At 71.0% G+C, this 24,713-nt stretch carries 31 protein-coding genes; 22 read left to right on the forward strand and 9 right to left on the reverse strand.

What is annotated here, in order from left to right; translation table 11 throughout:
• The coding region (locus VGO20_RS16690) for an ABC transporter permease (RefSeq protein WP_327503505.1) at positions 1-613 on the reverse strand (613 nt) is incomplete at its 3' end.
• A gap of 7 nt (positions 614-620) precedes the next feature.
• Positions 621-1,448: an ABC transporter ATP-binding protein gene (locus VGO20_RS16695; RefSeq protein WP_327503506.1), complete on the reverse strand. Its 828-nt coding sequence runs from the start codon at positions 1,446-1,448 to the stop codon at positions 621-623.
• A 147-nt stretch (positions 1,449-1,595) separates the two neighbouring features.
• On the opposite strand from VGO20_RS16695, the gene VGO20_RS16700 reads away from it, so the two are divergent.
• The 9 genes from VGO20_RS16700 to VGO20_RS16740 all read left to right on the forward strand — a co-directional run bounded on the left by VGO20_RS16700 (position 1,596) and on the right by VGO20_RS16740 (position 7,555).
• Positions 1,596-2,576, forward strand: coding sequence for a PDR/VanB family oxidoreductase (locus tag VGO20_RS16700; protein WP_327503507.1), 981 nt, complete (start codon positions 1,596-1,598; stop codon positions 2,574-2,576).
• Positions 2,577-2,588: 12 nt separating this feature from the next.
• Positions 2,589-2,915 (forward strand): hypothetical protein, encoded by a 327-nt coding sequence (locus tag VGO20_RS16705; RefSeq protein ID WP_327503508.1) that lies wholly within the window; start codon positions 2,589-2,591, stop codon positions 2,913-2,915.
• Positions 2,912-3,136, forward strand: coding sequence for a recombinase-like helix-turn-helix domain-containing protein (locus VGO20_RS16710; protein WP_327503509.1), 225 nt, complete (start codon positions 2,912-2,914; stop codon positions 3,134-3,136). Before VGO20_RS16705 ends, VGO20_RS16710 begins: the two co-directional genes overlap by 4 nt.
• The gene (locus VGO20_RS16715) at positions 3,137-4,162 is read left to right on the forward strand and encodes an aromatic ring-hydroxylating dioxygenase subunit alpha (protein WP_327503510.1); all 1,026 of its coding nucleotides are present in this window, start codon (positions 3,137-3,139) and stop codon (positions 4,160-4,162) included.
• Positions 4,163-4,206: 44 nt separating this feature from the next.
• Complete coding sequence (locus VGO20_RS16720) at positions 4,207-5,199, forward strand: ABC transporter substrate-binding protein (RefSeq protein ID WP_327503511.1); 993 nt, start codon at positions 4,207-4,209, stop codon at positions 5,197-5,199.
• Between the two features lie 4 nt (positions 5,200-5,203).
• On the forward strand, positions 5,204-5,617 hold the full coding sequence (locus VGO20_RS16725) for a RidA family protein (RefSeq protein ID WP_327503512.1): 414 nt from the start codon (positions 5,204-5,206) through the stop codon (positions 5,615-5,617).
• On the forward strand, positions 5,596-5,892 hold the full coding sequence (locus VGO20_RS16730; RefSeq protein ID WP_327503513.1) for a recombinase-like helix-turn-helix domain-containing protein: 297 nt from the start codon (positions 5,596-5,598) through the stop codon (positions 5,890-5,892). The genes VGO20_RS16725 and VGO20_RS16730 overlap by 22 nt, the downstream gene beginning before the upstream one ends.
• Before the next feature lie 28 nt (positions 5,893-5,920).
• Positions 5,921-6,949, forward strand: a complete 1,029-nt coding sequence (locus VGO20_RS16735; RefSeq protein ID WP_327503514.1) for a Rieske 2Fe-2S domain-containing protein — start codon at positions 5,921-5,923, stop codon at positions 6,947-6,949.
• 111 nt (positions 6,950-7,060) lie between these two features.
• Entirely contained in the window at positions 7,061-7,555 is a 495-nt protein-coding gene (locus VGO20_RS16740) for a GNAT family N-acetyltransferase (RefSeq protein WP_327503515.1), read from the forward strand.
• A gap of 117 nt (positions 7,556-7,672) precedes the next feature.
• Here VGO20_RS16740 and VGO20_RS16745 read toward each other — a convergent pair whose 3' ends face one another.
• Positions 7,673-8,452, reverse strand: coding sequence for an SDR family oxidoreductase (locus VGO20_RS16745; RefSeq protein WP_327503516.1), 780 nt, complete (start codon positions 8,450-8,452; stop codon positions 7,673-7,675).
• A gap of 134 nt (positions 8,453-8,586) precedes the next feature.
• On the opposite strand from VGO20_RS16745, the gene VGO20_RS16750 reads away from it, so the two are divergent.
• From VGO20_RS16750 to VGO20_RS16775, 6 genes are read left to right on the forward strand one after another with little or no spacing between them, the layout of a single operon-like run.
• Positions 8,587-9,186, forward strand: a complete 600-nt coding sequence (locus tag VGO20_RS16750; RefSeq protein ID WP_327503517.1) for a cupin domain-containing protein — start codon at positions 8,587-8,589, stop codon at positions 9,184-9,186.
• A gap of 25 nt (positions 9,187-9,211) precedes the next feature.
• The gene (locus tag VGO20_RS16755; protein WP_327503518.1) at positions 9,212-9,958 is read left to right on the forward strand and encodes an SDR family oxidoreductase; all 747 of its coding nucleotides are present in this window, start codon (positions 9,212-9,214) and stop codon (positions 9,956-9,958) included.
• The gene (locus VGO20_RS16760) at positions 9,958-10,788 is read left to right on the forward strand and encodes an alpha/beta fold hydrolase (RefSeq protein WP_327503519.1); all 831 of its coding nucleotides are present in this window, start codon (positions 9,958-9,960) and stop codon (positions 10,786-10,788) included. Before VGO20_RS16755 ends, VGO20_RS16760 begins: the two co-directional genes overlap by 1 nt.
• Positions 10,785-12,503: a thiamine pyrophosphate-binding protein gene (locus VGO20_RS16765; RefSeq protein WP_327503520.1), complete on the forward strand. Its 1,719-nt coding sequence runs from the start codon at positions 10,785-10,787 to the stop codon at positions 12,501-12,503. The genes VGO20_RS16760 and VGO20_RS16765 overlap by 4 nt, the downstream gene beginning before the upstream one ends.
• A 4-nt stretch (positions 12,504-12,507) precedes the next feature.
• Positions 12,508-13,302 (forward strand): aspartate dehydrogenase, encoded by a 795-nt coding sequence (locus tag VGO20_RS16770; protein WP_327503521.1) that lies wholly within the window; start codon positions 12,508-12,510, stop codon positions 13,300-13,302.
• 26 nt (positions 13,303-13,328) lie between these two features.
• On the forward strand, positions 13,329-14,795 hold the full coding sequence (locus VGO20_RS16775; protein WP_327503522.1) for an aldehyde dehydrogenase: 1,467 nt from the start codon (positions 13,329-13,331) through the stop codon (positions 14,793-14,795).
• Between the two features lie 10 nt (positions 14,796-14,805).
• Here VGO20_RS16775 and VGO20_RS16780 read toward each other — a convergent pair whose 3' ends face one another.
• Positions 14,806-14,997: a hypothetical protein gene (locus VGO20_RS16780; protein WP_327503523.1), complete on the reverse strand. Its 192-nt coding sequence runs from the start codon at positions 14,995-14,997 to the stop codon at positions 14,806-14,808.
• Between the two features lie 316 nt (positions 14,998-15,313).
• Between VGO20_RS16780 and VGO20_RS16785 the strand changes: the two genes are divergently transcribed.
• Positions 15,314-16,054, forward strand: a complete 741-nt coding sequence (locus VGO20_RS16785) for a response regulator transcription factor (protein WP_327503524.1) — start codon at positions 15,314-15,316, stop codon at positions 16,052-16,054.
• Positions 16,055-16,119: 65 nt separating this feature from the next.
• Here the strand turns inward: VGO20_RS16785 and VGO20_RS16790 are convergent, their stop codons facing one another.
• From VGO20_RS16790 to VGO20_RS16805, 4 genes are all read right to left on the reverse strand, one after another.
• Complete coding sequence (locus VGO20_RS16790) at positions 16,120-17,319, reverse strand: transporter (protein WP_327503525.1); 1,200 nt, start codon at positions 17,317-17,319, stop codon at positions 16,120-16,122.
• Positions 17,320-17,389: 70 nt separating this feature from the next.
• Complete coding sequence (locus VGO20_RS16795; protein WP_327503526.1) at positions 17,390-18,088, reverse strand: C39 family peptidase; 699 nt, start codon at positions 18,086-18,088, stop codon at positions 17,390-17,392.
• A gap of 58 nt (positions 18,089-18,146) precedes the next feature.
• Positions 18,147-18,458, reverse strand: coding sequence for a hypothetical protein (locus VGO20_RS16800; RefSeq protein WP_327503527.1), 312 nt, complete (start codon positions 18,456-18,458; stop codon positions 18,147-18,149).
• Between the two features lie 343 nt (positions 18,459-18,801).
• A complete protein-coding gene (locus VGO20_RS16805) occupies positions 18,802-19,083 on the reverse strand; it encodes a hypothetical protein (protein WP_327503528.1) in 282 nt (93 codons plus the stop codon).
• A 549-nt stretch (positions 19,084-19,632) separates the two neighbouring features.
• On the opposite strand from VGO20_RS16805, the gene VGO20_RS16810 reads away from it, so the two are divergent.
• The 6 genes from VGO20_RS16810 to VGO20_RS16835 all read left to right on the forward strand — a co-directional run bounded on the left by VGO20_RS16810 (position 19,633) and on the right by VGO20_RS16835 (position 24,379).
• Entirely contained in the window at positions 19,633-19,980 is a 348-nt protein-coding gene (locus VGO20_RS16810) for an ArsR/SmtB family transcription factor (RefSeq protein WP_327503529.1), read from the forward strand.
• Positions 19,981-20,180: 200 nt separating this feature from the next.
• Positions 20,181-20,681 (forward strand): hypothetical protein, encoded by a 501-nt coding sequence (locus VGO20_RS16815; RefSeq protein WP_327503530.1) that lies wholly within the window; start codon positions 20,181-20,183, stop codon positions 20,679-20,681.
• 82 nt (positions 20,682-20,763) lie between these two features.
• Positions 20,764-21,300: a hypothetical protein gene (locus VGO20_RS16820; RefSeq protein WP_327503531.1), complete on the forward strand. Its 537-nt coding sequence runs from the start codon at positions 20,764-20,766 to the stop codon at positions 21,298-21,300.
• Between the two features lie 213 nt (positions 21,301-21,513).
• On the forward strand, positions 21,514-22,137 hold the full coding sequence (locus VGO20_RS16825) for a peptidoglycan-binding domain-containing protein (protein ID WP_327503532.1): 624 nt from the start codon (positions 21,514-21,516) through the stop codon (positions 22,135-22,137).
• A gap of 279 nt (positions 22,138-22,416) precedes the next feature.
• Positions 22,417-23,859 carry a PQQ-dependent sugar dehydrogenase gene (locus VGO20_RS16830; RefSeq protein ID WP_327503533.1) on the forward strand — a complete coding sequence of 481 codons (1,443 nt, stop codon included), beginning with the start codon at positions 22,417-22,419 and terminating at the stop codon, positions 23,857-23,859.
• Positions 23,860-23,911: 52 nt separating this feature from the next.
• Positions 23,912-24,379 (forward strand): c-type cytochrome, encoded by a 468-nt coding sequence (locus VGO20_RS16835; RefSeq protein WP_327503534.1) that lies wholly within the window; start codon positions 23,912-23,914, stop codon positions 24,377-24,379.
• A 41-nt stretch (positions 24,380-24,420) separates the two neighbouring features.
• Here VGO20_RS16835 and VGO20_RS16840 read toward each other — a convergent pair whose 3' ends face one another.
• Complete coding sequence (locus tag VGO20_RS16840; protein WP_327503535.1) at positions 24,421-24,663, reverse strand: hypothetical protein; 243 nt, start codon at positions 24,661-24,663, stop codon at positions 24,421-24,423.
• Positions 24,664-24,713 lie beyond the last annotated feature (50 nt).

Below are 24,713 nucleotides of genomic sequence, written 5' to 3' on the forward strand. Positions count from 1 at the left end.
TCCGGAAGATCTGCCAGCGCGTCGCCTTGAAGGTGCGCGCGAGGTTGATGAGGTCCGGGTCGACCGTGCGGATCGCGCCGAGCACGTTGACCATGACCGGGAAGAACACGATCAGGATCGCGACCAGCACCTTCGGGTAGACGGTGTAGCCGAACCACACCACGAACAGCGGCGCGAACGCGACCTTGGGCGCGATCTGGAGCGCCAGGATATAGGGCGACAGCAGGAATTCCGCGCGCGGCGACATGCCCAGCAGATAGCCGACCGCCATCCCGAGCAGCGAGCCGATCACGAAGCCGGCGGCCGTCTCGGCCGCGGTCACGGCGGTATGGAAGATCAGCCTTTCGCTGAAGTACATGCGCACGCCTTCGGCCAGCACGTCCGACAGCGGCGGCATCAGGAACGCGGGCAGGCCGAGCAGCCCGGGGCCCCATTCCCACGCCGCCAGGAACGCGGCGAACAGCAGGAGCGAGGCCACGCCGGCATTGCCGGACAGCCGGGCGAGCAGGCCGGCGCCCGACACCCGGCCGAGCGGGGCCGCGGCCGGGGCGGGGCCGGGGGTGTGGCCGGGACCGGACGCCGTGGAGGAGAGCGGCTGCGTCTTCATCTGCATCTGCGCCTCATGCCGTCTCGAGGGTCTCGAGGGTCTCGCCGATGCGCAGCAGCTCCATCAGCCGCTCCACATAGACGGCTACGCCCGGTTTCCGCCGCCGTACCATCGGGTTCTCACGGTCCGGGAGATCGATGGGGATCTCCTCGATGATGCGGCCCGGGCGCGGGCTCATCACCAGGACCCGGTCGGAAAGTATGATCGATTCCGCGAGGTCGTGGGTGATCAGCAGCGCGGTCCGGCCCTCGCGCGCCAGCATCGTCGCGAGGTCCTGCTGCAGCACCATCTTGGTCTGCGCGTCCAGCGCCGAGAACGGCTCGTCCATCAGCAGCACCGACGGGTCGACCGCCAGCGTGCGCGCCATCGCCGCGCGCTGGCGCATGCCGCCCGAGAGCTGGCGCGGATAGTGGTTCTCGAAGCCGCCGAGATGGAACCGGCCGAGCAGGTCGAGCGCCAGCGGCCGCCGCTCGGCCGCGGCCATGCCCTTGATCTCCAGCCCGTACTCGACGTTCTCGCGGATCGTCCGCCACGGCAGCAGCAGGTCCTTCTGGAGCATGAAAGCGACGTGGTCGTTGGGGCCGTCGACCCGCTCGCCGTCGACCAGCACCTCGCCCTGCGTCGGCAGGTACAGCCCCGACCCCATGCCGAGCAGCGTGCTCTTGCCGCAGCCGGACGGCCCGATCAGCGACACGACCTCGCCGTCGCGGATCGACAGGGTCACGCCCTCGACCGCCGTGACGGTCGGGCCGCCGGCGGAGCCGAAGCGCTTGGTGACGGAGCGGTACTCGATCCGCGGTGCGGCCCCCGGTGCAGCCTGTGGCGCGGCGTTCGTCCCCATCGGCTCCCTCGTCGTCGGTTTGTCTTATATGTAAAACGCCATTTTATATCTGGATTATGCGGAGTGGCTTTGGTAGTGTCAAGGGAATGCGAGCGTACACCCGGGGAACGGGCCCGGGACCGCATATTCCGGTGTTCAGGGGAAGGGATGGTCGACAGGACAGGCTCGCGCGACGTGGGGACGATGACGCTCCGGGTGCACCGCGTGACGTGGGAAGCGCCGGGGGTCGTCTCGGTCGACCTGCGCGATCCCGACGGCGGCGTCCTGCCGCGCGCCGAGCCGGGGGCCCATCTCGACCTGCAGCTTCCCGGCGGCCTGGTCCGGCAGTATTCCCTGTGCGGCGACCCCGCCGACGACCGCGTCTACCGGATCGGCGTGCTGGAGGTCGCGGGCGGGCGCGGCTCGGGCTTCGTCCACGGCGCCCTGCGCCCGGGCCAGCTCGTCACCGTCGGCGGGCCGCGCAACAATTTCAGCTTCGATCCCGCCGACAGCTACGTCTTCGTCGCCGGCGGCATCGGCGTCACGCCGCTCCTGCCCATGGTCCGGGAGGCCGCGCGCGCCGGCCGGCCGTGGACGCTCCATTACTGCGTCCGCTCCGCGGCCCGCGCCCCCTTCCTGGAGGAGCTGTCGGCCCTGCCGGGCGGCGAGGTGGTGCTGCACGCGAGCGCCGAGGGCACGCGCCTGTCGGTGGAGCGGCTGCTGGCCGAGCCCCGGGACGGCGTCCTTGTCTATTGCTGCGGCCCGGAGCGGCTGATGACCGCCGTCGAGGTGGCCGCCGCCCACTGGCCCGCGGGCAGCGCCCGCTTCGAATGGTTCGTTCCGCGCTCCGACGCCCGCGCGGCCGCGGGGGAGGACGGCGACGCGCCGGTCGAGGTGGTGTGCGCGCGCGCGGGCATCACGGTCCCGGTGCCGCCGGACGTCTCGATCCTCGACGCGCTCGCGGGGCAGGGGGTGGACGTGCCCTGCTCGTGCCAGCAGGGCATCTGCGGCACTTGCGAGACGCGGGTGATCGAGGGCGAGCCCGACCACCGCGACAGCATCCTCACCGAGGCGGAGCGGGCGGCGGGCAAGACGATGATGGTCTGCGTCTCGCGGGCCAGGTCGCCGCGGCTGGTACTGGACCTCTAGAGGGAGGCGGCGGTGGCGGAGGAAGAGACGATCCTGCTCACGGTGTTCCTGAAGCACGACCAGAGCAAGAACCTGGAACAGATCCAGGCCCATCTCGCCGGGACCGGGTGGTGGGAGCGCTTCCCGCCCGAGGGGACGGAGATCGTGAGCTGGAACGTCGTGATGGGGATCGGCCAGGTCGTGACCTTGCGGCTGCCGCCGCGCCTGCTCAACGTCGTCAACGTCGAGATCGAGCGCTGCGCCTGGGGCGTCTTCTCGACGGAGTTCTTCCCGACCTACGATTTCGTGCCGGTGCGCGAGCGCCTGAAGCGGCAATGGCGGGAGAAGGAGGGGAAATGACCACGGACCGGCTTCGCCTCGAGCCGCGGCAGGCGGCGACGCGCCTTCCGAGCGACTGGGAGAACGACCTCGCCGACGTCGTCGAGGCGGCCTTCGCCGCCGGCGCCTGGGAACTCGACGCGCTGGTGGAACGGCTGAACGCCTCCAGGGTCCGTCCTCCCGGATCGCCCGCCTGGACGCCGGCGATCTTCACCGCGGTGATGAAGGACCTGGGGGCCTAGATGGCGACCGACGCGGACGTCGAAGACTACCTGACGCTCGGCCTGCGGAACCGCTGGCACCCCATCCTCCCGTCCGAACTGGTGAAGGACCGGCCGCTCGGCCTGCGCCGGCTGGGAGAGCCGCTGGTGGTCTGGCGCGACTTCGCCGGCCGGGTCCACGTCCAGGCCGACCGGTGCCCGCACCGCGGCGTGCCGCTGTCGCGCGGCGTCAACTGCGGCGACCGGCTGCGCTGCAGCTACCACGGCGTCGAGGTCGGGCCCGACGGCACCGTGCTGAAGGTGCCCGGCCAGCCGGGATGCCGGCTGGAGGGGACGCGGGCCGTCAGGACCTACCCGTCGTTCGAGCTGAAGGGGGCCGTGTTCGCCTGGTTCGGCGACGCGCTGAACGCGGAACCGGCGGAGTTCGTGGTCCCGGCGGAGCTGCGCGACGACACCGGCTACGACAGCTTCCTGTGCTACGCCGAGTGGGAGACCTTCTGGCGGTATCTCTATGACAACAACATGGACCCGATGCACGGGACCTTCCTGCACGCCAAGTCCCATTCGATGTACCAGGGCGACACGGAGGCGAGTTTCCGCGTCCGCGACACCGCGACCGGCTTCGTCTTCGAGAAGGCCGGGCAGCGGGACGTCAATTTCGACTGGAGCGAACTGGTCGACGCCGGGTCGCTCTACGTCCGGCTCGAGATCCCCTATCCGCCGTCGGGCGGGCCGGGCGGGAATTTCGGCATCGTCTCCTACGGCACGCCGATCGACGGGACCACCACCGCCTGCTTCTTCTGGCGCTGCCGCAGGGCCGGGGGCTGGCAGCGCGACGTCTGGCGCTTCTTGTACCGGAACCGGCTGGAAGCGCGCCACTGGGCGGTGCTGGAGCAGGACCGGGGCATCCTCCAGGGCTGCGGCCCCGGCCTCGAGAAGCACGAGAACCTCTATCAGCACGACCTCGGCCTCGTGCGCCTGCGACGGCTCCTCGCCCAGCAGGCCCGCACGCAGCTCGAAGCTCTTGAAGGCGCCGGCCGCCGCTGACGGCCCGGCATGAACGTCAACGACAACGAACGGGGATGGCGGACATGAACACCAGGACCAGCTTGAAGACGCTCGCGGCCGCGGCCGCCGTCGCACTCGGCGTCGGGACGGCGCCTTCCGCGGCGATATCGGCCGAGAAGATCACCTATCTGCTGCCGGCGCCGCTGTCGCTGCCGGCCTTCGGGCCGTGGGTGCTGGCGCAGCATCTCGGCTACTACCGCGACGCCGGCTACGAGGTCGAGTTCCAGGTCGCGCGCGGCGGCGTCGACGTCGCCAAGCAGATCGGCGCCGGCAACGCGCCGATCGGCGGCGCGATCGGCGACACCCCGATCATCGTGCGCGCCAACGGCGTCCCGGTGAAGGCGGTGGGCGTGCTCGGCGGCGGCTCGATGACCGTGATCGTCGCGCGCAAGGACAGCGGGATCGAGGAGCTAGCCGACCTGAAGGGCAAGACCATCACCGCGCTTTCCTACCAGGACACGACCTACTACGCGCTGCTCGGCAGCCTCGCCTCGGCCGGCCTGTCCAAGAACGACGTCAACGCCCAGGCCGTCGGCCCGGCCGGCGTCCCCCAGCTCGTGATGTCGGGGGAGGCCGACGCCTGCGCCTGCACCCCAGACTGGGAGATCACGGTCCAGGACGGGATCGAGGGCACGGGCACGGTCTCGATGCCGACCATGGACTACTTCCCCTCGATGGCGCAGGCCATCCTCGCCTCCGACGAGGCGATCGAGCAGCGGCCCGAGATGGTGAAGGCGATCGTCCAGGCGACGCTGAAGGGCATGCAGTACATCATGGACGACCCGGTGAAGGCCGCGAAGGCCTATGCCGAGGCGCAGCCCTCCTTCGCCGGCCAGGAGGAGAAGCTCGCCCGCATCCTCGCTAACTACGCCGAGCGCACCTACAAGGGCCAGTCCGTCGTCGGCGAGATGGATGCCGAGCGCCTGGAGAACCTCCAGAACTTCTACCTGGAGCAGGGCTTCATCCAGCAGGCCACGCCGGTCGAGGAGCTGTACACCAACGCCTTCGTCGAGTGACGCCATGATCCGGAGGGTCCTGTCGCCCGAGGTGCCGGAGCCGCCGCCGGGCCTCTTCTCCAACTGCCTGGTCGTCGGGGACACGGTCTACCTGTCCGGCCTGCATGCCGGCGTGCCCGGCGACGACGGGATGGAGGAGCAGACCCGCCGGACCCTGCGCAAGGTCCGCGCCCTCGTGGAGGCGGCCGGGGCGGCGATGGCCGACGTCGTCAAGCTGACGATCTACGTGACCGACATCTCCCGCCGTGCCGAGGTCTCCGCGGCCCGGCGGGAGTTCTTCGGCGGCGACCTGCCGTGCTCGACGCTGGTGGAGGTCCGGGCGCTGGTCGACCCGGGCCTCCTGGTCGAGATCGATGCCGTCGCCGTGATCGGCGCGTCGCGAAAGGAGGATCGAGAATGGACTACAACCCGCACCTGAAGCCCTGGCGCAGGCCCCAACCCAACAATGCCGCCGGCAAGGGCGTGATCGAGCGGCCGGGCCAGGCGGAGAACATCGTCTGGCAGACCCGGCCGTCGCCGCCGACCGACTACGAGCAGGCACTCGCCGACGCCCTGGTCGCCTCCTTCGAGGAAGGGGTCGAGGAGCTGGCGCCGCTGGTCGACCGCCTGAACGCCCGCGGCGTCCGCGCGCCGGACGGACGGCCCTGGACCGTCGAGAGCTTCGAACGCGAGATCGAGCGTCTCGCGCTGTGAACCCGCCCGCGACCGAGAGGACACCCCCATGGCTCCCGCATCCGTGAAATCCGCGGTCGAGCAGCGTCTCGACACCGGCATCCTCAACTGCTGGCACCCCGTCCTGCCGAGCTGGGCGGTCCAGGACACGCCGGTGGGCATCACCCGCCTGTCGCGCAACATCGCGCTCTGGCGCGACACCGAAGGCAGACTCCACGCGCTGGAGGACCGTTGCCCCCACCGCGGCGCGCGCCTGTCCATGGGCTGGAACCTCGGCGACCGCGTCGCCTGCTGGTACCACGGGGTCGAGGTGCGCGGCGACGGCAGCGTCGCGGAAGTGCCGGCCTCGCCGAACTGCCCGATGAAGTCCAGGGCGCGCGTGCTGTCGTACCCTGTGCGCGAGGTCGCGGGGGCGATCTTCCTCTACTTCTCCGACGGCCGGTCCGACGACGTCCCCGAGCTGGTGGTGCCGGAGGAGCTGACCGACGACGAGGCCTATGACCGCTTCCTGTGCTTCGCGCACTGGAAATCCAGCTACCGCTACGCGATCGACAACGTGATGGACCCCATGCACGGCTCCTACCTGCATGCGGTCTCGCACTCGATGGCTTATGGCGAGAAATCGGCGGAGATGGCCGTCCGGCCGACCCCGACCGGCTTCATCTTCGAGAAGACCAACCAGATGGGCGTCAACTTCGACTGGGTCGAGTTCGGCGACACCGGCAGCCTGTGGATGCGCCTGACCATCCCCTACGCCAAGCGGTTCGGTCCCGGCGGCCCGTTCGGCATCATCGGCTTCGCGACGCCGGTCGACGAGAAGAACTGCGTCGTCTTCTTCTGGCGCACGCGCAAGGTCGCGGGCTGGAAGCGCAACGTCTGGAAGTTCCTGTACCGCACGCGGCTGGAGGAGCTGCACTGGAACGTGCTGGAGCAGGACCGCATGGTGCTGGAGGACATGGCGCCGGAACCGCGCGAGCACGAGTTCCTCTACCAGCACGACGTCGGCCTCGTGCGCGTGCGGCGCCTGCTGGAGGCGAAGGCGCGCGAGCAGGTGGAGGCGGAAGCGGCGGCCGAATAGGCCGCGTCCGCCTCCGGCCGTCCGGCGCAGAAGGTCCGGTGGGGCCTTCCGTGCCTTCCACGCCCTGCGCTAGCATGCGGGGCTGGAGCCGGGCGCTGCGAGGTGGAAGCGATGACGCGGGAGAGGCAGGAGTTGCGCCGGGCGACGGCTGCCGACGCGCCCGCCGTCCGGCACCTGACGCGGCTGGCCTATGCCAGATGGGTGCCGGTGATCGGCCGCGAACCGAAGCCGATGACGGCGGACTATGCCGACGCCGTGCGCCGCCACCGCATCGACCTGCTGTACCTCGACGGCGGGCTGGCCGGCGTCGTCGAGACCGCCGCGCGGCCGGACTACCTGCTGATCGAGAACGTCGCCGTTTCGCCGTCCTTCCAGGGGCGCGGCCTCGGCCGCAGGCTGATCGCGCATGCCGAGCACCTGGCGGCCGAACTCGGGTACGGCGAGATCCGCCTCTACACCAACAAGCTCTTCGCCGAGAACCTGCGGCTCTACGACAGGCTCGGCTACCGGGTCGACCGGGAGGAAGCCTTCGGCGGCGGCCACCTCGTCCATATGAGCAAGCCGATTCCCGCCCACGCCCGGCGCGCCGGCTCCGATGCAAGATGACGGGACGGATGCCGGCCCGCCGGCCGGCATCGACCGGCAGGAACACGCCGGTGATCGCCGCCGCCCGGTCCGAGACGTTGCCGGAAAGGCAACGCCGGGCCGTTCTCGGGGCGGCCCTCAGACCAGTCCGCTGTGCGCGCCGCCGTCCAGCACGATGTTCTGGCCGTTGACGTAGCCGGCCTGGGGGCTGCACAGGAACGCGCACATCGCCCCCAGCTCCGCCGGCCGGCCGAAGCGGCGGGCAGGGCTCTTGCTCAGCGCCTCTTCGCGCACCTGGCCGGGCGACTTGCCCTCGCGCTCCGCCCGGGCCTCGAAGTTCGACGCCAGGCGGTCGGTCTCGAACGGCCCCGGCAGCAGGTTGTTGATCGTTACCCCGTGCGGCGCGACCTCGCGCGCCAGCCCGGCCACGAAGCCGGTCAGCCCGGCGCGCGCACCGTTCGACAGGCCCAGGATCGGCAGCGGCGAGCGCACGGCCGAGGAGGTGATGTTGACGACCCGCCCGAAGCCGCGCGCGATCATCCCGTCCACCGTCGCGCGCATCAGCAGGATCGCCGACAGCATGTTGGCGTCGAGCGCGCGGTACCACGTCTCGCGGTCCCAGTGGCGGAAGTCGCCGGGCGGCGGGCCGCCGGCATTGTTGACGAGGATGTCGGGCTCGGGACAGGCCCGGAGGACCGCCTCGATCCCGGCGTCGGTCGAGACGTCCGCCACCGCCCAGCGCACGGTCGCGCCGGTCGCCGCGCCGATCTCCCCGGCGGCGCGCTCCAGCGGGCCGGCGGTGCGGGCGACGAGCACGACTTCGGCGCCTTCCGCCGCAAGCTGTTCGGCACACGCGCGTCCCAGGCCGCGGCTGGCAGCGCAGACGACGGCCTTGCGCCCGGACAGACCGAGATCCATGGCGGAGTCCTCTCTTCATTGTCGGGTGCAACACTATTGACCACGCGGCCCAAGTTTTCTACCATGTTTTACATGCGAACGATCGTCTCATATGTAAAACATGTCGGATGGTCCAGGCCAGAGGAGGACCCGCGATGAGCGCCGCCGATACCGTTCCCGAGGTGCCGATCCCGTCCCAGGACGACCCTCCCTTCGCGACCTGGAAGAAGCCCGCCGGCAAGACCCTGGGGGAATGGCTGCAGACCCGGGTCGCGCGGCACGACACGCGGAGCTACGACTGGAACGCGCTCGGCTGGCAGGCCGAGGTGGACCCGAAATACCGCCGCGCCCAGACCCGCTACATCGGCACCGGCGCCGCCGGCGTGCGCGAGGACGCGAACTCGATCCCGGCCGAGCATTTCACCTTCTCGACCATGATCCTGCCCGCGGGCTGCGAGGGGCCGCTCCACGTCCACCACGACGTGGAGGAGGCGTTCTTCATCCTGCGCGGCAAGCGGATCACCCTGTTCTTCGAGTACGAGGGCGAGACGTGGGAGACGGTGGTGAGCGAGCGCGACGTCGTCTCGGTCCCGCCGGGGATCTATCGCGGCCTGCGCAACGACACCCAGGAGGAGGCGCTGATGTGCGTGATGCTCGGCAACAACAAGCCCGACCTCCCCGACTACCCGGCCGACCATCCGATCGCGATCGCCAAGGCGGAGCGGCTGAGGAAGAAAGCGGCGCAGTCGGCCTGACCCCCTTCTGCATTCGGAGCCTAGGATGTCTCAGCTCACGGGCAAGACCATCGTCGTGACCGGCGCCGGGCGCGGCCTCGGCCGCGCCTTCGCGCAGGCGTGCTGCGAGGCCGGCGCCCGCGTCGTCATCGGCGAACTGCGCATGGACCTCGCCGGGCAGGCGGCGGCCGAGCTGGCGGAGCAGGGCTTCCAGGCCGAGGCTCTCCCCCTCGACGTCGGCGACACCGACAGCGTCGACGCCTTCGCCGCCGCGGTGCGCGACCGCTTCGGCCGCGTCGACGGGCTGGTCAACAACGCCGCCATCGCGACCGGCATCGGCGGCAAGGGCTACGACGAGATCGACGTCGAGACCTTCGACCGCGTGATGCGGGTCAACGTCCGCGGCCTGTGGCTGGTGGTCAAGGCGATGGTCCCGCTGATGGAGCGGGGCGGCATCGTCAACCTGGCGTCCGACACCGCGCTTTGGGGGGCGCCGCGCCTGCTCCACTACGTCGCCAGCAAGGGGGCGGTGATCTCGATGACCCGGTCGCTGTCGCGCGAGCTCGGGCCGAAGGGGATCTGGGTCAACGCGCTGGCCGTCGGCCTGACCCGGGTCGAGGCGACGGAGTACGTCCCGGCCGAGCGCCACGCGCTCTACGAGAACGGCCGCTCCATCAACCGGCCGCAGTATCCCGAGGACGTCGTCGGCTCGGCGGTCTTCCTGCTGTCCGACGCCGCGTCCTTCGTCACCGGCCAGGTGCTGCCGGTCAATGGCGGCTTCGTGTTCAATTGATGACCGCTCCTTCCCGCAGCGGCACCGTCGCGCGCCAGGGCAATGCCCGCCTTGGCGGGCGGGTCCTGTCCTGGGTGGAGGCCGGGCAGGGGCAGCCGCTGGTCCTGCTGCACGGGATCGGCTCCAACGCCCGGTCGTGGCTGCCGGTGATGCCGGATCTCGGCGCCGGGCGGCGCGTGATCGCCTGGGACGCGCCGGGCTATGGCGCGTCGGACGCCCTGGGCGAGGGCCGTCCCGACGCCGTCCCCTATGCCGACGCGCTGGCGGCGCTGCTGCGCTCGCTGGGCATCTCGCGCGCGGTCGTGGTCGGCCACTCGCTGGGCGCGCTGATGGGGGCGGCCCTGGCCGGGCGACACCCGGACCTGGTCGCCGGCCTCGTGCTGGCCGATCCGGCGTCGGGCAGCGGGTGCCCGCCGGACGGGCCGTGGCCGGACGCGATCGCCGCCCGCCTGCGCGAGCTGGTCGAGCTTGGGCCCGAGCGCTTCGCCGAGGCGCGTGCGCCGCGCCTGTGCGCGCCGGGCGCCCCGCCGGACGCGGTCGCGGCCGTGCGCGGGGCGATGGCGGAGATCCGCATCTCCGGCTACGCGCAGGCCTGCTCGCTGCTCGCCCGGGGCGACCTCGCCGCGGCGGTGGCTGGGCTGCGCGTCCCGGGACTGGTGACCTGCGGCGCGCTCGACGCGGTCGTCCCGCCGGACAAGGCGCGCCGCATCGCCGACGCCTGGCCCGGCGCCCGCTACGTGGAGATCCCCGGCGTCGGGCACGCCGGCTACGTCGAGAACCCTGCGGCCTACGCCGCGCCCATCCTCCGCTTCCTCGAGGCCATGCCATGACCGCACTCCCGCCATCGCTCGCCCAGGGTCATCCGTCGCCCGAGGACCGGTCCGCAGGCGCCGAGGCGGCCGTCGGCGACCAGATCGTCGCCTTGCTGGAGGCCGCGGGCGTCGAGACCGCCTTCGGGGTGATCAGCATCCACAACATGCCGATCCTGGACGCGATCGGGCGCCGCGGGCGCATCCGCTTCGTCACCGCGCGCGGCGAGGCGGGGGCGGTCAACATGGCCGACGCGGCGGCGCGGGTCTCCGGCCGGCTCTCGGTCGCGGTGACCAGCACCGGGACCGGGGCCGGGAACGGCTGCGGCGCGCTGATCGAGGCGCTGACCGCGGGCACGCCGATGATCCACCTGACCGGCCAGATCGACAGCGCCTATCTCGACCGCGGCTGGGGATTCATCCACGAGGCGGCCGACCAGCCCGCCACGCTGGCCTCGGTGTCGAAGGCCTTCTTCCGCATCGCGCGGCCGGAGGACGCGGCCGCGGTGATGCGCGACGCGATCCGGACCGCGCTCGCGGCGCCCGCCGGGCCGGTCAGCGTCGAGATCCCGATCGACGTGCAGAAGGCCCGGGTCCGCGCGGCGGTGCAGGCCCCCGTGCAGGTCCCGGCGCCCCCGGTCCCCGATGCGGACGCGGTCGGGCGGCTGGCCGCGCGCCTGCGCGGCTCCCGGCGGCCGCTGCTGTGGGTCGGCGGCGGTGCGCGCATGGCGGGGACCGCCGTGCGGCGGCTGGCCGATCTCGGGATCGGCGTCGTCTCCAGCGTGCTCGGCCGCGGCGTCCTGCCCGAGGACCATCCCCTGAGCCTGGCCGCCTTCACGGTCGCGCCGCCGGTGCTGGACCTGTACGGCCGCGCCGACCTGATGGTCGTCGTCGGCTCGCATCTGCGCAGCAACGAGACCCGGACCTACGGCATCCGCCTGCCGTCCCCGCTGGTCCGGGTCGACGTCGACCCGCGGGCCGACGGCCGGGGCTTCGCCGGCGACGACTTCCTTCTCGGCGATGCGGGCCTGGTGCTGGACGCGCTGGCGGACGCCGTGGCGACGGACTACCGGCCCGACCCGGCGTGGCGCGACGCCGTCGTCGCCGCGCGGGCGGCGGCGGAAGCCGACCTCGTGCGCCAGATGGGCCCCTATGCCGGCCTGCGCGACGCGATCGCGCGCGCGATGCCGGCCGACGCCCGCTGGGTGCGCGACATCACGCTCTCGAACAGCATCTGGGGCAACCGCTCGCCGGCGATGCGCTCGCCGCGCCAGGCGGTTCATGCGGCCGGCGGCGGCATCGGCCAGGGGCTGCCGCACGCGATCGGCGCCGCCATCGGCTCCGGGTGCAAGACCGTCGCGATCGTCGGCGACGGCGCACTGTCGCTGTGCCTGGGCGAGCTCGGCACCCTTGCGGAGGAGGAGGCGGACGTCGCCCTGTTCGTGATGAACGACGGCGGCTACGGCGTGATCCGAAACATCCAGGACGCCGCCTACGGCGCCCGGCGCATGTACACCGACCTGCGCAACCCGTCCTTCGGGACGATCGCCGCCGCCTACGGCCTGCCTTACCTGAAGGTCTCCTCGCCGGCGGCGTTCGACGAGGTCGCCGGTGAGGCGATCGGCCGCCGCGGCCCGGTGATGGTCGAGGTGGACATGGCCGCGATCGGCGGTTTCGGCATCAAGTTCGCCGGGCCGCCGGTCGAGAAGCTGCCCGCCGGCAAGTCGAAGGGGTGAGCCGATGAGGTCCGTCGGGCTGATCGGCTACGGCAGTATCGGGCAGTCGGTCGTGAAGGCGCTGCGCGCCGCCGGGCATGGCGACGCCGTGGCCGGGGTCCTGGTCTCGCCGGGGCGCGCGCAGCCCCTGATCGCGCAGGGCATCCCGGCGGTCGAGAGCCTGGACGCGCTGCTGGCGCTCGGGCCCGAGGTCGTCGCCGAGGCGGCGGGGCAGGGGGCGGTGGCCCAGTACGGCCCGGCCGTCCTCGATGCGGGCCGCGACCTGCTGGTGATCTCCATCGGCGCGCTCGGCGATGCGGCCCTGCACGAGCGGCTGCGCGCCGCGGCGCAGGCCGCGGGCCGGCGCGTGCTGCTCTCGCCCGGCGCGGTCGGCGGGATCGACGCGATCTCGGCGATGCGCGTCGACGGCCTGGAGCGCGTCACCTACCGCTCGCGCAAGCCGCCCTCCGCCTGGAAGGGCACGCCGGCCGAGCGGGTGGCGGACCTGGACCGCCTGGACGCCCCCCTGGTCTTCTATCGCGGCAGCGCGCGCGAGGCGGCGCTCGGCTACCCGAAGAACGCCAATGTCGCGGCGACCGTGGCGCTGGCCGGCCTCGGCTTCGAGCGCACCGGCGTCGAGCTGGTCGCCGATCCCGGCGCGCCCGGCAACGTCCACGAGATCGAGGCGGAGGGCAGCAGCGGGCGGATCGCGATCCGCCTGGAAGGCCGGCCCTCGCCCGACAACCCCAAGACGTCGATGCTGACCGCGCTCAGCGTTGTGCGGACGCTGGCCAACCTGGACGCGCCCATCACGATCTGAGACGCGGTCCGAAGCTGGAGGAAGGAATGCCGAAGCCGATCTTCGTCGCCGGACGGTGGCGCGAGGGGCGTGGCGAGACGATCGCGTCCCATTTCCCCGCCGACGGCAGCCTGAACGCCGAGGTCGCCGGCGCTTCGGCCGAGGACGTCGCCGAGGCGGTCGAGGCCGGCCGGCGCGCCATGGCCGACCCGGCGTGGCGCGACCTGCGCCCGCACGAGCGCGCCCGCCACCTCCACGCCATCTCCGACGGCCTGTCGCGCCGCGCGGACGAGATCGCCCGCGTCCAGACCCGCGACACCGGCAAGACGCTGGCCGAGACGCGCGCGCTGGTCGCCAGCGCCGCGGGGACCTTCCGCTTCTTCGCCGCCGCGCTGGAGACGCTGGAGGAGGAGCTGACGCCGCCGCGCGGCGACGTCCTGACGATGAGCATCCACGAGCCGATCGGCGTCGTCGGCGCGATCACGCCCTGGAACTCCCCGATCGCCAGCGACGCCCAGAAGGTGGCGCCCGCGCTCGCCGCCGGCAACGCCGTGGTCCTGAAGCCGGCGGCCTGGTCGCCGCTCGTCTGCCTGAAGCTGGCCGAGGTGGTCGAGGAGGCCGGCCTGCCGCCGGGCCTGTTCTCCGCCCTGCCCGGATCGGGCGCCGTCGTGGGCGATGCCCTGGTCCGCCATCCCGACGTCGCCAAGGTGTCCTTCACCGGCGGCACCTCGACCGGCCGCTCCATCGCCCGCATCGCCGCCGACAAGCTGATGCCGGTGTCCCTGGAGCTCGGCGGCAAGTCGCCGAACATCGTGTTCTCCGACGCCGACCTGGACGAGGCGCTGGCCGGCGCGCTCTACGGCATCTTCAGCTCGAGCGGGCAGTCCTGCATCGCGGGCTCGCGCCTGTTCGTGCAGCGGCCGGTCTACGACGCGTTCCTCGGCCGCCTGGTCGAGGCGACCCGGCGGCTGCGCGTCGGCCACCCCGAGCATGACGGCACCCAGGTGGCTCCCCTGATCCATCCCCGCCACCGCGACGCCGTCGACCGCTACGTCCGCCTCGCCGTCGAGGAAGGGGGCGAGGTCCTGTGCGGCGGCCGCCCGCCCGAAGGCCCGGCCTACGAGGGCGGGTCCTACTACCTGCCGACCGTCATCGCGGGCCTCGGCAACGGTGCCCGCGTCTGCCAGGAGGAGATCTTCGGCCCCGTCGTCGTCGTCCTGCCCTTCGACGACGAGGACGGGCTGGTCGCCGAGGCGAACGACAGCGTCTACGGCCTCGCCGCCGGCATCTGGTCCTCGGACTACCGACGGATCTGGCGGGTCGCGCGCCGGCTGCGGACCGGGACCGTCTGGATCAACACCTACAAGCAGTTCAGCATCTCCACGCCCTTCGGCGGCGTGAAGGAGAGCGGGCTCGGACGCGAGAAGGGGCGCCACGGCATCCGCGCCTACATGAACCAGAAGAGCCTGTACTGGAACCTCGGCGACCGGCCGCTGCCCTGGGCCGGCCTCTGAGCGGCGTCTTCTAGACGCCCTCGGTGCCCGGGGCGTCGACGAGCGACCGGTTGAACAGCATCGCCTTCTCGGTCGTCGGAAAGCGGAACTCCCCGCCTTTGCGGATGAAGTCGGTGCCCTCGACGAAGCCGATCTCCGCCGCGACGCGGAGCCCCTCGGCCTCGGGGGCGGCGACCGGCCACAGGAAGTCTTCGTCCGTCACGGGCGCTGCCTCGTCGTGTCGTGTCCGTCCCTTAAACATGGGGAGGGCGCCATGGTCTCGCACCCGCGCCCGCCCTCATACGGCGAGCCCGTATGTCTTCTGTCCAGGCACTCACACTCATATAAGCGCACCATCATATGAGACGGCCGCACTATCCTATCAACGTCGAGGGGAAGGCGGACCTCATCGCCTTCGGTCAGGTTGTCCCTCGATCCGCCCACAGAACAGTCATCACGTAGCTCGGATTTCGAAGGGGGGACGTGCTGTGGATGCCACGATGGAAAAAAATACATTAGTTAGCTGTGAAAACAATTTGATGCAGGCGCCGGAAATCACCCGCGACGCCGAGTTCCTGCGCGGACGGGGCGGGGAGGACCTGTCCGTCCTGCTGCTCGACCGGCGTCCCATGCTGCGCGACTGCGTCGCCCGGGCCCTGGCGACGGTCGACACCGGCGTGGACGTCCATCAGGCGTCAGGCTCGCGGGACGACGGCGCACCGGCGGGCGGCAGGCCGCCCTCGGTCTGCATCCTGGCGACGGGCTCGCTCCCGCTCGACGACGAATGGATCGCGGGCGAGCTGCGCGGCATGCGGGAGGCCTTTCCCGACACGCCCGTCGCGATTCTTGCCGACGTGCTGAACCTGGAGGACGTCGTCGCCGCCCTCAAGCTCGGGGTACGGGGCTATTTCACGACCGAGATGGACCTTCGGATCGTGGTCGAGGCGGCGCGGCTGATCCGCCGGGGCGGCGTCTACGTGCCGGCCGAGGCGCTCCTGCTGCGCCGGGAGGTCGCGTTGCGCTCCGACCGCGGGCCGCGCTCGCGGCGCGGTTCGGCGCGGGGAACGGCGGGGGACGGCTCGGGAAATCCGATGGCGACCATAACGCCGCGCGAGTTCGACGTGCTGATGCGGCTGAGGCAGGGCAAGCCCAACAAGGTGATCGCGTTCGAGCTGGAGATGTGCGAGAGCACGGTGAAGGTCCACGTCCAGTCGATCATGCGCAAGCTCGGCGCCAGGAACCGGACCCAGGTCACCTATCTCACCCAGACCGTCGCCTGACGCGCGAACCCCTGCCGAAGCGGTGCCGCCGCTTCGGCAGGGTTCCGGGACCTGAGGCGCGGGGATCAGAACCGGTAGGGCAGGGCGATGCCGAAACGGAAATCGGGCGCGGCCTCCGTGACGCCGAACCCGGCGGTGACGTCGAGCAGCATGCGGTCGGTCAGGACCGCCGCGACGCCGAGTTCCAGCGACGCCGCCACGTCGTCGGACCCCGGGGCCCGCATCCCGGCGATCTCCGTCTCGCGGCGGAACTCGGTGTCGAGGACGGCCCGCAGCGAGGTCTGCGGGCTGACGGCGAGGACCGTCCCGAGGCGGACGTTGACCATGTCGCCGGGATCGATGTCGACGCCCGCCACCGTGTCGGACAGGTTCCAGGTGTAAGCCAGCGTACCGAAATAGACGAGCGGGTCCTGGCTCTTCACCGCGGTCAGCCCGGCCCGGAGCGCGTGATACCCCGCCCCGAGGCTGGGCTCGCTGGCGCCGAGCGCCGCCGAACCGGTCGGCAGCCGCCAAGTGACGGAACCGAGCAGGTCCGGCACGACCCTCCGCTCGCGCAGCAACTGCTTCGACAGCGAGACCTGCAGGTCGCCGATGCCCCTGTCGGACCGGGTCTGGCTGAAGCCTTGCCGGTCGACGCGGACCCGGTCGTAGGCGAAGGGGACGCTGACCTCGACCTGGCTGGAATAGGGCAGGCCGAGGCGCCCGGTCACGCTGGCGGTGAGCGTGTCCTGCCGGGTGTCGATGAAGCCGATGCCCGGTACGCCGGCCATTTCGAAGATCTGCAGGCCTGAGGTGCCGCGGTAGGCGTAGGACAGCTCGGGCGTGATCTCCGCGGCGAACGGCGGCAGGACCAGGCCGCCCTGCTCGACCAGGGTCCTCGACAGGGCGCGGCCGAGCTCCTCGTCGCTCACCGCGCCCGCGTCCGCGGCCGGTGCCTCGACCGCCTGCGCGAGTTCCGCTCCCGGCCCGGGGCCCGGATGGGCTCCGCCCCCTGCGGTCGCGGCAAGTTCCGCCGCGCCGAGTTCCGCCACCCCGGGCTTCGACACGGCGGCGAGCCGCCTCTCCAGCCGGTCGATCCGTCGCTGCAGCTCGGCGATCCGGTCTTCGGCGGCTCGCGCCTCGGCCACCTGCAGGGCGGCTTCCGGCGGTGCGGCAAGCGGTTCGCGGTAATGGCCGCGCGGCGTCGGCAGCGTCATGCCGGAGCAGCCCCCGAGGATCAGCACCAGCGCCGAGCCGGCCGCCACCCTATCCATGTTGCGTCTCATGGCGTTCTGGTTTCCTCACGATTACTTGGCCATGATTGCCTGGCCATGATTGCCCGGCGCCGCGTGCCCCTCAGCCGGCCGCGCGGCGCAGCACGGCGCCGGCGGGCACCCGGTAGTCGTCCGGGCCCGCCGTGAGCCGGTTCGGCGGTGCCAAGCCGTCCCTGCGTTCGATGACGAAGGCGACCTTGTTCTCCCAGACGCCCTCGAACCGGGACACCGGCAGCGTCCGGTTGCCGAAGGCGGGATCGGCCAGCACGACGCGGTCGCCCACGATGCCGCGGACGACGACGAAGTGGCTGAAGCTCGACGACACCCGGATCGGCACGATCGCGGGCGTCATGCCGGCCAGGTCGGCCAGCGTCATCTCGCCGTAGCCGGTCCCTTCGAGGCCCAGCGCATCGACGAAGCGCTTCATGTCGAGCAGCGAGAACCCCATCCGGGCCTGGACGAGCCTGCTGTCGGTCCCGCCGAGCATGCTCGCCGCGATGTCGCGCTCGGTGACCGGCAAGCCGTGCTGGAACTGCAGCAGGGTCGCGAGCGCGGCCGCGCCGCAGCTCAGGTCCCATTTCTGGATGATGACGTTGCGCTGGCGCATCTCCACCAGCGTCGTCACACGCTTGACCCCGGGCGTGGCCTCCTGCGCCAGCGCCGGGGCGGCGGCTGCCGCGACCGCCGCGACGATCATGGCTCGGACGAGCCGGGCGGCGGAGAGGATGGGGGCGGGAGGCCGTCCGGACGCCCGGCCGCGGGCGATCATGTCGGTTCGCATGGTTCTCTCCTCGCGGGTCCGAGGCGTCCGGTCCGCCGGTCCAGCCGGTCCCGGCGGCTCAGCGGAGCCGGCCGCCGATCCCGCTGATCTGGTAGATGTACGAGACGTTGGTCGCGGTCGCGGTGCCGCCGCCGATCGCGATGGCGATCGCGATCTGGTTGACGATCGAGATCTGGGGGGCCGAGACCACGGTGACGGGGCCGCGATGGCGCCACCCGCCCCAGCGGTGGGAGCGCCGTCCCGCGGCCTCCTCGTCGAGTTGGGCTTCCGTGAGCTGGACGGGCGCGGCCGCGGCCTCCGCCGGCAGGATGGCCGGAGCCAGTGCGACGGGTGCGGCGAGGATCATCAGAGCGGCGGCCTTGCGAAGCATACCGGATCTCCTCTCGGTCGATGGATCGGACGTCCGGCGCACCGGACACCCTCATTTCTGCCCGAGAAGGCGTGCTCTGTCGGAATCCGTTCATCCTACCTCGTTGTGGCGCCGCCGTCCTCCCGCATCCTTGCCGCAACTGGACCCATCCCATGGGAAATCCGTTACGCTCCATAGGCCTGCATGCCCGCGTTCGTCTGTCGCGCGAACGGAAACGGGCATGCCCGGCGGGCGCGCGGCCCGTCGGCTGCGGCCTCCGGTCCGCCGAAATGCGTAGGTTGCCGGCCCGCTTGGCCTGCTTGAAGGGGGCCCGCGCCGCCGGGGCGGCGCGGGCATGCGGCGATCAGTCGAGATCGAAGATCTTGAACCGGCTGGCCTTATGGACCTGGACGATCCATGAGTTGTTCTGCTGGACTGCGTCCCCGCCGATGCCGATGGCGGCGCCGACCTGGTTGTTGAGTGCAACCTGGAAGTCGGTCAAGAGGCGGAAGCCGCTCAGCACGCTGAGAAGGGGCTGGCCGGCGGACGTCGTCTGGAGCTGGGTGTCCGTGAGCTTGACCGGTTCGGCCATGGCGACGCCCGACATCATGAGCAGGGCGGCGGCGGCGGTGACGATACGGATCATGATTTCCTCCAAGCCGTGACGATTGACCACAGTGCGATGCGCGTCCGTCGATGACGCCCGTGGAGCGGTGATCTCCGCGATGGGTCCCGTCCACGTGCCGGCCCTCGGAGGCATAGGCCGTAAAGGAAAAAAGCCTGCCTCGATCCGGCGCAAAACAAATATAACAAAATCTGCGCAAGCATTAAATATCTAATTGTAACTAGATAATCGATCGACCGGATAATTATTGGAGGCATGGTGTGTATCCGATAATATTTTATGTCATCAATAAGAACGGGTTCTCGTTTTCATGGTGAACGGATCGTCCGATTGTCGGATCATGGTCTCGCCCGGTCCGTCCTTTCCCTCGACGGATGGCCCACTCCGATCGGGCGGGTGAACATGGCCGCCGTCCGCGGGAGGGGCTTCGGCGCCGGCCCGGCCGCGCGGATGGTGCCGCGGGATAGTTACGACACCCTAGTTGACCGGCGTCCGCGGCCTATCGACATTGGGAGTACCGACCGCCTCGCGGGTTCTCGACGCGGCATCCACCCGATGCCCGGAGCCGTCATGGAGAGTTTCGATCGCCTCAGGGAACGTGCCGACGAGATCCGCGATCTACTAGGCCTTCTCGGCAGCAGCCGGACGCGGTTTCTGATCGTCGCCCGCCTGGCGCAGGGCGAATGCAGCGTCAGCGACCTGTCGCAGGCCGTCGGCATGGAACAGTCCTCGGTATCCCAGCATCTGCGCCGCCTGCGGTCGGCAGGCCTCGTGCGGCCGCGGCGCAGCCATCGGCGCGTCTACTACTCCCTGGCCGACGACCGCGTCGGCGCGTTGATGAGCGCGCTCGACCTGCTGCTCGCCGACGGCGACGAGGAATTCATCGCCGCCCTGCGCGCCGGACGTCGAAAGATGTGATTACGACGGATGCCGACCCCGGTGCGAAGACACGCGCGGGAATGGCCGTTTTCCGCGAAATGCGTAGGCGCCGATGTCCGAATTGCGGATGGCGCGCCGCATGTCGTTGCGTCACCATCCGTCGCGCGGCCCCTCGGTTGCCATGTCTTCGGGCGGCGGAGGCGGGCGCGACACGGGTTCCTGCTGGAGGAGGCTGCTCGATGCGGACGATGCTGATTGGCTTGATTGCCGTTCTGGCGGCTTCGCCTGCCGCCGCCGAGCCTTTCGTGATGGGCGAGGGAAAGCTGGCGGCCGTGTCGGCCGGCCTGGAGCCGTCTTCCGACGTCTTCGCCCGGATCACCAGCACGACCGTCACCAGCGTCGACGGCGTCGTGACCCGCAAGAGCCAGACCGCGACGCTGACCGGGCCGGGAACGGTCGTCCTGCGCGACGGTACCAGGTTCACCGTCGACGACGTCGGCGACGTCCTGAATCTCGATCTTCTGGCTCCGGGGGTCGCCGACGCGATCCGGGAGGGCGGAGCCGCCGCACGCCTCTCGCAGGGGGCGATCATCCTCGGCGACGGCACCGAACTGCGGTTCGACGATCTCCGGGAGGTGATGGACGTGCATCTTCCCACCCCGGGTCTCATCGACCTGGGCGCGCTGACCGCGACCTTCCTGCCGCTGTTCGACATGGTGACGGCGCTGCCCGTCGAATAGACCGGCCTGCGCCGCGCTGCCGAGGCGACGGAGCTGCGGTTGCCCCGCTCACGTCGGGGCGTTCCTACGCGGAGTACGCTAGATGCCCGCGACCGCGACGGCGCCTTCAGGTCCGGCCGGTACCGACCGCCCCGCCTTCGCTTCTCCGGAGGACGAGGACGGCGGGGGCAGGGTAGGGGTGGAGCAACCGGACCAGGAACGGGACCGTTGCGGGAGGATCAGGATCCTCCTCTTCGATCCCCTGACGATGACCCGCCAATGCTTCGCCGCCAGCTTCGGGCTCACGGGAGCCGACCTGGAGATCGCGGCGGCGGCGGACCTGCCCGCAGGCCGGCCGGAGGCGGCCTTCGACGTCGGCGTGGTTGTGGCCGGATTCCGCCCGGCCGGTTCCGAGGCCGTCCTGGCCGAGGTCGCAAGGCTCCGGGATCTTCTGGCCCCCGCTCCCATCGTTGTCCTCGCGGGGTCCGACGACCCGCACGACGTCGCCCTCTCGCTGGAGGCCGGCGCCCGCGGCTACGTGTCGGCCGACCTGGACCTGTCCGTGGCCGTCGCAGCGATCCGGCTGGTCGCGGTCGGCGGACGCTTCATTCCGGCGAGCAGCCTGCTGCGCATGTTCTGATGCGCCGCCCGACCCGGATTGCGCGGCGTCCTGCGCGGCGCAGGTCTCGAAATCACGTTTAATTTTAGACGACCGTGACATTCTTCGTCGCGATATTTCCCGTGGAATAGAATCCACGCGCCTTCTGTTTGCTAGCCGAAACCGTCTTGCCAAAGAAGCTCCGAACGAGCCGGGGACGGTGTACGCCCATGATTTGGAGGATCGGAGATGAAAGTGAACACCTTGTTTGCCGCCCTGCTGGCGGCCGGCGCCCTGTCCGTGTCCGGCGCGGCGCAGGCCCAGGACGCGAGCGGAGGGGCTGCGACGGGTGGCGCCGGCGCCACCCAGACCCAGTCGTCCGGCTCCACCGACACGGCCGCCCAGGGTTCGGCGCAGACACCCGGGTCCGGTGCCGGTGACTCGGCCGCCCAGAACCAGGCGCCGATGCCCGGCGGCCCGGACGCCCAGGGCATGAACCAGCTTCCCAGCGCCGGCGGTACGCTGTCCCAGGACTCGTCCCAGACGCTCGGCACCGGCGGCACGGCGTCCCAGGGTTCGACCCCGATGCCGGCCACGGACACCGCGGCCACCGGGTCCGGCATGCAGCCCGACCAGATGAGCGAGGACGACGTCCGCAAGCTCCAGCAGGCGCTGGCGGACCAGGGCCAGGATCTCCAGGTGGACGGCGTCTGGGGCCCGAACACCGAGACCGCGCTGCGCGGCTTCCAGGAGCAGCAGGGCATGGACGCGACGGGCCAGCCCGACCAGGAGACGCTCTCCGCGCTCGACGTCGAGCTGGACGGCATGGCGGAAGCCGGCGGCACGATCGGGACCCCGGCCGGCCAGACCAGCCAGTAAACCTTCCGCACGAAACCCGCCGGCCGGCCCCGTCCCTGCCGGCCGGCGGGACGTCGCGACCTCCCTCGTTCCCCCTTTCGCCATCTCCCCCGCACGCGATTTCGGCTTACGGCCTTCGTGAATACGCCTTGCATCCGGCAGGAACGCCGTTCCGGGCCGGGGGTTCTGTGCACAGGCCGTTCCGGACCGGTCGGTTACCATTCGGATGATGCGGCCTCCGCCGTCGAGCGGCAGCGTTCGGACCGCGAATGGCGACGGGACGAAAACGGGAGGACGCACATGAAGTGGTTGTCTTCGCTCGTCGGCGCCGCGCTGCTGGCCCTCTGCCTGCCCGAATCCGCGACCGTGGTCGCCCAGGCGGCCGCCCAGGAAGTCCCCCAGACCGCGGACCAGGTCGCCAAGCCGCCCGGCGACATACCGGGCTCCCCCAGGATCGCCCTCGTCAAGGTTGCGGACGGCTTCGCCGATCCCGTCGGCGTCTCCACGGCCGGCGACGGGTCCGGCCGCATCTTCGTGGTCGAGCGCGTCGGCCGGGTACGGGTCGTCCGGGACGGCCAGCTCCTGGAGGAACCGTTCCTCGACCTCACGTCCATCAACCCGCTCGGCACCGACGTGCAGACCGGCTTCGTCGAGCAGGGACTGTTCTCGATCGCCTTCCATCCGGAGTTCGAGCGGAACGGCCACTTCTTCGTCCACTACACGTCGCTGCCCTTCAACGGCGACAACATGATCGTGCGCTTCACGGTCGACCCCGAGAGCCCCGACGCCGTCACGGCCGAGCGGGCGAACGAGACGGCCCGCGTGATCCTGCGGGTCGACCAGCCCTGGTACAACCACAATGGCGGCCAGATCGCGTTCGGGCCCGACGGCTATCTCTACATCGCGATCGGCGACGGCGGCTGGGAGGGCGATCCCCTCGAGGCGGGGCAGGATCTGGGCACCATGCTCGGCAAGATACTGCGCATCGACGTCGATGGCGGCGGCGACCGGCCCTACGCGATACCCGATGGCAATCCCTACGCCGACGCGTCGGATGAACGGCTGATGAACCTGTTCGGCATCACCGAGGAGGAATTCGCCAAGATCAAGATCCGCTCCAAGCCCGAGATCTGGGCCTACGGACTGCGCAACCCCTACCAGTTCTCCTTCGATCCCGCGAACGGCGACCTCTTCATCGCCGATGTCGGCCAGAACCATTGGGAGGAGATCAACTGGCAGCCCGCGCGCAGCACCGGCGGCGAGAACTACGGCTGGTCGATCAAGATGGGGACCCACTGCTTCCCCCTGACCGGGCCGAACCAGGACTGCCCGGAATTCGGCGTGCTGCCGGTCGCCGAATACCCGCACGAGGTGCCCTATCCCGACGCCGAGCCGCTGCAGGACCATTTCGGCTGCTCGGCCCAGGGTCTCGGCGTCGCCAACTATGGCGGCATGGAGCATCTGTACCTGGTCGGCGACTGGTGCTCGGGCCGGGTCTTCGGGGTGGCCTGGAACGCCGACATGGGGCGCTGGCAGATCGATACCCTGACCCAGACCAGCCTCCAGTTCACCGGCGGCGGCTATGACGAGGACGGCACCGTCCTCGCCGTCAACTGCGTCTGCTTCTATCTCACCGACGCCGGCCCGCAGGAGAACCCGCCGGGAGCGCTGTGGCGGGTCATGGCCGCCGACAACGTTCCGCAGGATGCCGAGGTCGCGACGACCGTCCAGACGGTGGAGTGACGACGGCCGCACGGCCGGCCGGCGGCACTTCGAGCCAAGGGGGCAGTATTCGATGATGGGACGGGTCGTGAAGGCGGGCCTGCTTGCGGTGGGCCTGCTTGTGGCGGGACTGCCCCTGTCGAGCGGAGGCGGCGAGGCGTCGGCGCAGGTCGTCTTCCGCCATCCGCTCGACGACAGGCCGCTCGACGTGGAACTGCCGGAAGGCGAGGCGGCCACCGAGGCCGTCCGGCGTTTCCACGAGACCGGGGAGAACCTCTACGTCGGCGATCCGGAGGCCGTGGCCGAGGGAAAGCGGCTCTACCAGCGGTTCTGCCAAGCCTGCCACCTTCCCGACGCGGCGGGCCGGATCGGGCCCAATCTCGTCGACGAGGCGTTCAAGTACCCCCGCAACGGCACCGACGTCGGCTATTTCGAGACGATCCACGGCGGTGCCGCCGGCGCGATGCAGGCCTTCGGCAACAGGCTCGGCCAGGACGAGATCCTGGCCGTCATCGCCTATATCCACAGTCTGGCGGAGTAGGCGGAGCGCGGCCGCGACCGGGCCGGCTCAGGGGTTTCCGGTCAGCGACGCCAGATCGGCTCACCGAGGTCCACGTCCTCCTCGTCGGTGAGCGCGCCGGCCGCGGCACCGGCCGCACCGCCGAGGACGGCGCCGCCGAGCGTGTTGCCGGTCAGGGCGCCGCCGACGCCGCCGGCCGCGGCGCCGATGCCGGCGCCGCTGAGCGCACGGTCCTCGGTCGTGTTGCCGCAGGCCGAGACAAGGGCGGCACCCGCGATCGCAAGGGTCAATGCGATGGCTTTCATGGTCTCTCTCCTGGTCTCATTCGCAGTGGACGGCGGGGAATGCGTCGCCG

The sequence above is a fragment of the Arenibaculum sp. genome (assembly GCF_035998295.1).
In the GTDB taxonomy this organism is placed as follows: domain Bacteria; phylum Pseudomonadota; class Alphaproteobacteria; order Azospirillales; family Azospirillaceae; genus DASYHS01.

Excerpts from the sequence above, each read along its gene's own strand:
- VGO20_RS16695 (WP_327503506.1), bottom strand. The coding sequence starts at position 1,448 with ATGGGGACGAACGCCGCGCCACAGGCTGCACCGGGGGCCGCACCGCGG.
- VGO20_RS16700 (WP_327503507.1), top strand. The coding sequence starts at position 1,596 with ATGGTCGACAGGACAGGCTCGCGCGACGTGGGGACGATGACGCTCCGG.
- VGO20_RS16710 (WP_327503509.1), top strand. The coding sequence starts at position 2,912 with ATGACCACGGACCGGCTTCGCCTCGAGCCGCGGCAGGCGGCGACGCGC.
- VGO20_RS16715 (WP_327503510.1), top strand. The coding sequence starts at position 3,137 with ATGGCGACCGACGCGGACGTCGAAGACTACCTGACGCTCGGCCTGCGG.
- VGO20_RS16720 (WP_327503511.1), top strand. The coding sequence starts at position 4,207 with ATGAACACCAGGACCAGCTTGAAGACGCTCGCGGCCGCGGCCGCCGTC.
- VGO20_RS16725 (WP_327503512.1), top strand. The coding sequence starts at position 5,204 with ATGATCCGGAGGGTCCTGTCGCCCGAGGTGCCGGAGCCGCCGCCGGGC.
- VGO20_RS16730 (WP_327503513.1), top strand. The coding sequence starts at position 5,596 with ATGGACTACAACCCGCACCTGAAGCCCTGGCGCAGGCCCCAACCCAAC.
- VGO20_RS16735 (WP_327503514.1), top strand. The coding sequence starts at position 5,921 with ATGGCTCCCGCATCCGTGAAATCCGCGGTCGAGCAGCGTCTCGACACC.
- VGO20_RS16740 (WP_327503515.1), top strand. The coding sequence starts at position 7,061 with ATGACGCGGGAGAGGCAGGAGTTGCGCCGGGCGACGGCTGCCGACGCG.
- VGO20_RS16745 (WP_327503516.1), bottom strand. The coding sequence starts at position 8,452 with ATGGATCTCGGTCTGTCCGGGCGCAAGGCCGTCGTCTGCGCTGCCAGC.
- VGO20_RS16750 (WP_327503517.1), top strand. The coding sequence starts at position 8,587 with ATGAGCGCCGCCGATACCGTTCCCGAGGTGCCGATCCCGTCCCAGGAC.
- VGO20_RS16755 (WP_327503518.1), top strand. The coding sequence starts at position 9,212 with ATGTCTCAGCTCACGGGCAAGACCATCGTCGTGACCGGCGCCGGGCGC.
- VGO20_RS16760 (WP_327503519.1), top strand. The coding sequence starts at position 9,958 with ATGACCGCTCCTTCCCGCAGCGGCACCGTCGCGCGCCAGGGCAATGCC.
- VGO20_RS16765 (WP_327503520.1), top strand. The coding sequence starts at position 10,785 with ATGACCGCACTCCCGCCATCGCTCGCCCAGGGTCATCCGTCGCCCGAG.
- VGO20_RS16770 (WP_327503521.1), top strand. The coding sequence starts at position 12,508 with ATGAGGTCCGTCGGGCTGATCGGCTACGGCAGTATCGGGCAGTCGGTC.
- VGO20_RS16775 (WP_327503522.1), top strand. The coding sequence starts at position 13,329 with ATGCCGAAGCCGATCTTCGTCGCCGGACGGTGGCGCGAGGGGCGTGGC.
- VGO20_RS16785 (WP_327503524.1), top strand. The coding sequence starts at position 15,314 with ATGCAGGCGCCGGAAATCACCCGCGACGCCGAGTTCCTGCGCGGACGG.
- VGO20_RS16790 (WP_327503525.1), bottom strand. The coding sequence starts at position 17,319 with ATGAGACGCAACATGGATAGGGTGGCGGCCGGCTCGGCGCTGGTGCTG.
- VGO20_RS16795 (WP_327503526.1), bottom strand. The coding sequence starts at position 18,088 with ATGCGAACCGACATGATCGCCCGCGGCCGGGCGTCCGGACGGCCTCCC.
- VGO20_RS16800 (WP_327503527.1), bottom strand. The coding sequence starts at position 18,458 with ATGCTTCGCAAGGCCGCCGCTCTGATGATCCTCGCCGCACCCGTCGCA.
- VGO20_RS16805 (WP_327503528.1), bottom strand. The coding sequence starts at position 19,083 with ATGATCCGTATCGTCACCGCCGCCGCCGCCCTGCTCATGATGTCGGGC.
- VGO20_RS16810 (WP_327503529.1), top strand. The coding sequence starts at position 19,633 with ATGGAGAGTTTCGATCGCCTCAGGGAACGTGCCGACGAGATCCGCGAT.
- VGO20_RS16815 (WP_327503530.1), top strand. The coding sequence starts at position 20,181 with ATGCGGACGATGCTGATTGGCTTGATTGCCGTTCTGGCGGCTTCGCCT.
- VGO20_RS16820 (WP_327503531.1), top strand. The coding sequence starts at position 20,764 with ATGCCCGCGACCGCGACGGCGCCTTCAGGTCCGGCCGGTACCGACCGC.
- VGO20_RS16830 (WP_327503533.1), top strand. The coding sequence starts at position 22,417 with ATGAAGTGGTTGTCTTCGCTCGTCGGCGCCGCGCTGCTGGCCCTCTGC.
- VGO20_RS16835 (WP_327503534.1), top strand. The coding sequence starts at position 23,912 with ATGATGGGACGGGTCGTGAAGGCGGGCCTGCTTGCGGTGGGCCTGCTT.
- VGO20_RS16840 (WP_327503535.1), bottom strand. The coding sequence starts at position 24,663 with ATGAAAGCCATCGCATTGACCCTTGCGATCGCGGGTGCCGCCCTTGTC.